We start from the raw sequence: 3,864 nt of genomic DNA, 5'->3' as shown, positions 1-3,864 counted from the left end.
AGCAGCTATTGAAGAAGTATCAGAAGAGGAGGAGGGAACTAATGAGTAAATTCATTCTTGTAACTTCATGTGAGGACCAACAGGGAAAGACAGTTATTTCACTTGAACTGGCTAAGAAACTTGCAAATGAAGGCAGCGTGGTTTATGTGGATATATCAGGTTCAACAAAAAATGCATCCGTTTATCTTGGATATGATATGAACATAATATATGATTATGTGGACCTTGTGGATGACATCTGCAGTCTTGATGAAGGTAAGATATCAGCAGAGGTGGAAGGATCAGTTTTCGATATGGTTCCAACACCTAGACTTGAAACAAAGAAAGCAGAGGAAAACAAGATTTTCGGAAAACTTTTCATGATACTCAACGACAAATACGATTATATAATCATTGACGGTGGTAGTATCAGGGATGAGAAAGACATTATGGACTACAGCGTCCTTGACAGGATACTCCTCATTACAGAAAGCAGAATTGAGGACTTCGGGAAAATAAACACCTGCATAAACATTATAGGCAAGGATAACGCAGGAAATATACTTTATCTCATAAATAAGTATATGAAGAAGGAAGGCAAGAGAGGTACAATGTTCACACCTAAGGAACTTGAGGAAATGATAAACCTGAAGATGGTAGGCCATATTGAATTTAATGACGCCTACCAGAAAATAAGTAGTGGTTACATAGAAAACAAAAATCTATTGACTCAAATCGAAACTGCGGCAGACAAGATAATTGAGAAGTTGAATTGAGAACAAAGTAAAAAAGTGTTTAAGAATTTCAGGGTTTTGATCCTGGAATTCTTTTTTTAATTTTTTGTAACAGTAAAAGTATTGACGCGAGCTGTACTATGTGTCATAATACAGTTGCTGCTGTACTATGATGAGTGGTACAGTTGGTCTAGGACTTATGTAAGTTCATAATAAAATTTAATTTTAAGCTAATTTCAAATTAATTTTAGGTGATTATTATTAAAACAGACATGATAACTTAGTTGCATCATCCGAGATGATTGGAATAAAAAATGGAGGATAAAATGAAAAAGAAAAAAATTACTAAAAAGAGATTGGTTATTGCAGCAGTTGCTGTCTTAGCTTGTTTTTCACTAATGCAGTACTTAAACAACAAAAAATCTGAAGGAACTGAAATGTCGGGAACTATGAACATGGAGTCTTCTTATATAGTTGAAAAATCAGATATAAGAAAAACAATAACAGGGACGGGAAAAATCAACCCGTCGGACATAAGGACTGTATCTTCGTATAAGAAAGGGAATATTGAAAAGATTTTTACAAGGGAGGGACAGATTGTAAACAAGAATGAAGTACTGGCCCTTTATGAAATTGAAAGCGATGACGAATCAAAGCAGCTGACAATAGATTCGGCAGGCTACAGTCTTGCTCTTGCAAGGAAAAACCTTAAGGACCTGGAAACAAAGGCTGAAAATTCGAAAATCCATGCACAGGAAAGTGGTGCTGTAAGCTTTTTTTATGAAGAAGGTGACCAAGTATCAGAAGGTACTGTACTAGGAGAAATGGCGGAAGTAAATATCATCAGAGTTCAGTCATATTTCACCAAGGACCAGATAGAAAATATAAATATTGGGGACAAGACGGAAGTATTCCTTTCAGACTATCTCCTCACACTTGAAGGAAGAATAGTGTCGAAAAATAATGCTCCCGTAGCCAACGGAGGAGGGTCCGTCGGCTACCAGGCAGAAGTGGAAGTGGAATACAAGGGGGCACTTAAGGAAGGTTCTCCTGTAAAAATAACGGCGGTGAATTCAACTGGCAAATACACTTCGCCTTTTACAGGTCAATCTATATTGAACGAGAAAATCACTATAAAGGCTGAAGTAGGTGGTCTTTTGAAAAAGATATACATTAAAAACGGAGAACTGGTTGATAAAGGTCAACTGATGGCAGAAATCGAAAGTGATGAACTGGAATATCAGATAGAAGAGCAGAGGCTTTATGTAGCGCAGAAGAGGTTGTCTCTAAATGAGTTGAATGATGAAAAATCCACCGTGGATTCGCCTATTGGAGGAACAGTACTCAATGTGTTTGTAGACGAACAGGGATATGTTGAACCTGGTGCCGAGCTTTTTGAAGTGGCGGACCTTGAGGATATGGAAGTTGTAATAAGTGTAGATGAGCTTGACATAATGAATGTATTTCAGGGTCAAAAAGTCAATATAGATTGTCCTGTCTTCGAAGATGAGGAATTCACTGGTGTGGTGGAGTCAATATCCTTAAATGGAAGCGGAAACAACGGAGTCACCGTATATGAAGTTACAGTATCAATTGACGACAGGAAGAAGCTCATGTCAGGAATGAACGTAAATATTGAAGTTGAAATTGCCAATGAAAAGGGTGTCGTTACAATCCCAGTTGAGGCTGTTTCCAAGATTGACGGGGAATATTTTGTGACCGTAAAGGACGAGGTTGGAAATACTTTAGAGAAGAAGGTTGAAACAGGAATAGCCAACAATGAATCTATAGAAATAACTACAGGGTTAGACATTGGTGATACCGTATATTATGAAATCTATTCAATGGATACATCTTATACATCAGCCTTTTAGAGGACATAGGAGGAAGCTATGATAGATATAAAAGAAATAACAAAGACATATGTAATGGGTGAAATGGAGCTTCAGGTACTTAAGGGTATTACCCTTAAAATCGATGAAGGTGACTTTACTTCTATAATTGGGCCATCAGGATCTGGGAAATCTACCCTTATGAATATACTTGGATGTTTGGATTTGCCAACTACAGGTGAGTATCATTTGGATGGAAAGGAAATAGCTACCTATGGCGAAGATGCCCTTGCTAGAATTAGGAATGAAAAGATAGGATTTATATTTCAAAAATTCAACCTTTTACCAAAACTAAATGCCTATGAAAATGTAGAGCTTCCACTTGTTTATAGAGGGGTTAAGTTAAGGGAGCGAAAGGAACGGGTTGAAGAGGTACTGGAAAGTGTGGGACTTTTTGATAGAATGGACCACAGACCGACTGAACTTTCTGGCGGACAACAGCAGAGAGTTGCAATTGCAAGGGCTCTTGTGGGAGATCCAGCTGTACTTTTAGGAGATGAGCCTACGGGAAACCTTGACAGCAAATCAGGGGAAGAAGTTATGGGAATAATTGAAAAACTTAATGCAAAAGGAAAGACAATTATACTTATTACTCACGATATTGAAGTAGCAGAACAAACTGATAAACAGATAATAATCAGGGACGGACTGATTGTGGACAGGAAGGTAAATCAATGAATATGAGCTTTAAAAATACACTTAAGATGTCCGTGAAATCCATATTTGCAAACAAGATGAGGACTTTTCTTACAATGCTTGGAATAATAATAGGAGTATTTTCTGTAATCGTTATTGTTTCATTGGGACAAGGGGCAAAAGCCAACGTAACCTCAAGTATTGAAAGCATGGGTACCAACGTAATGAATATTTCTGTATTTAGTGAAAAAGTCAACCTTGATGTTGAAAACCTTGAAGAGATGAAATCCATAGAAGGTATTTTGAATCTTTCACCGGAAACAAGTTCTTACGGTATGGTAAAATATGGTCTTGAAAATATTGATGGAGTAAAAATAAGTGGCATAGATAATAGTTATCTAAATATTCAGAATTTCAAGATTGGAAAGGGCAGATCTTTAACTGATGTGGATATGGATTACAGGAACCAGGTAGCTTTAATAGGAACCAAGATAGCCGAAAAGCTATTCAAGAAATTTGATCCTGTTGGAAGGAAGATTTTTATCCAGGGTGAAAGATATACAGTAGTGGGTGTTCTTGAGGAAAAGAAATCTTCAATGTTTGGAGACAGCAATGATATAATT

4 protein-coding genes are annotated in these 3,864 nt (G+C 37.1%); all 4 read left to right on the top strand.

Annotated elements, in window-relative coordinates:
- Positions 1–41: 41 nt before the first annotated feature.
- A complete protein-coding gene (locus AC3AX0_RS02965; RefSeq protein ID WP_487548817.1) occupies positions 42–755 on the top strand; it encodes a P-loop NTPase family protein in 714 nt (237 codons plus the stop codon).
- A 284-nt stretch (positions 756–1,039) separates the two neighbouring features.
- On the top strand, positions 1,040–2,587 hold the full coding sequence (locus tag AC3AX0_RS02960) for a permuted SH3 domain-containing protein (protein WP_487548816.1): 1,548 nt from the start codon (positions 1,040–1,042) through the stop codon (positions 2,585–2,587).
- A gap of 18 nt (positions 2,588–2,605) precedes the next feature.
- Positions 2,606–3,283, top strand: a complete 678-nt coding sequence (locus AC3AX0_RS02955; protein WP_487548815.1) for an ABC transporter ATP-binding protein — start codon at positions 2,606–2,608, stop codon at positions 3,281–3,283.
- A partial coding sequence (locus AC3AX0_RS02950) for an ABC transporter permease (protein WP_487548814.1) occupies positions 3,280–3,864 on the top strand: 585 nt, incomplete at its 3' end. The genes AC3AX0_RS02955 and AC3AX0_RS02950, both read left to right, overlap by 4 nt.

The organism is Dethiosulfatibacter sp., assembly GCF_983023055.1.
The sequence above is the reverse complement of the archived record's forward strand: the minus strand, read 5'-3'. Positions and strand labels throughout refer to the sequence as shown.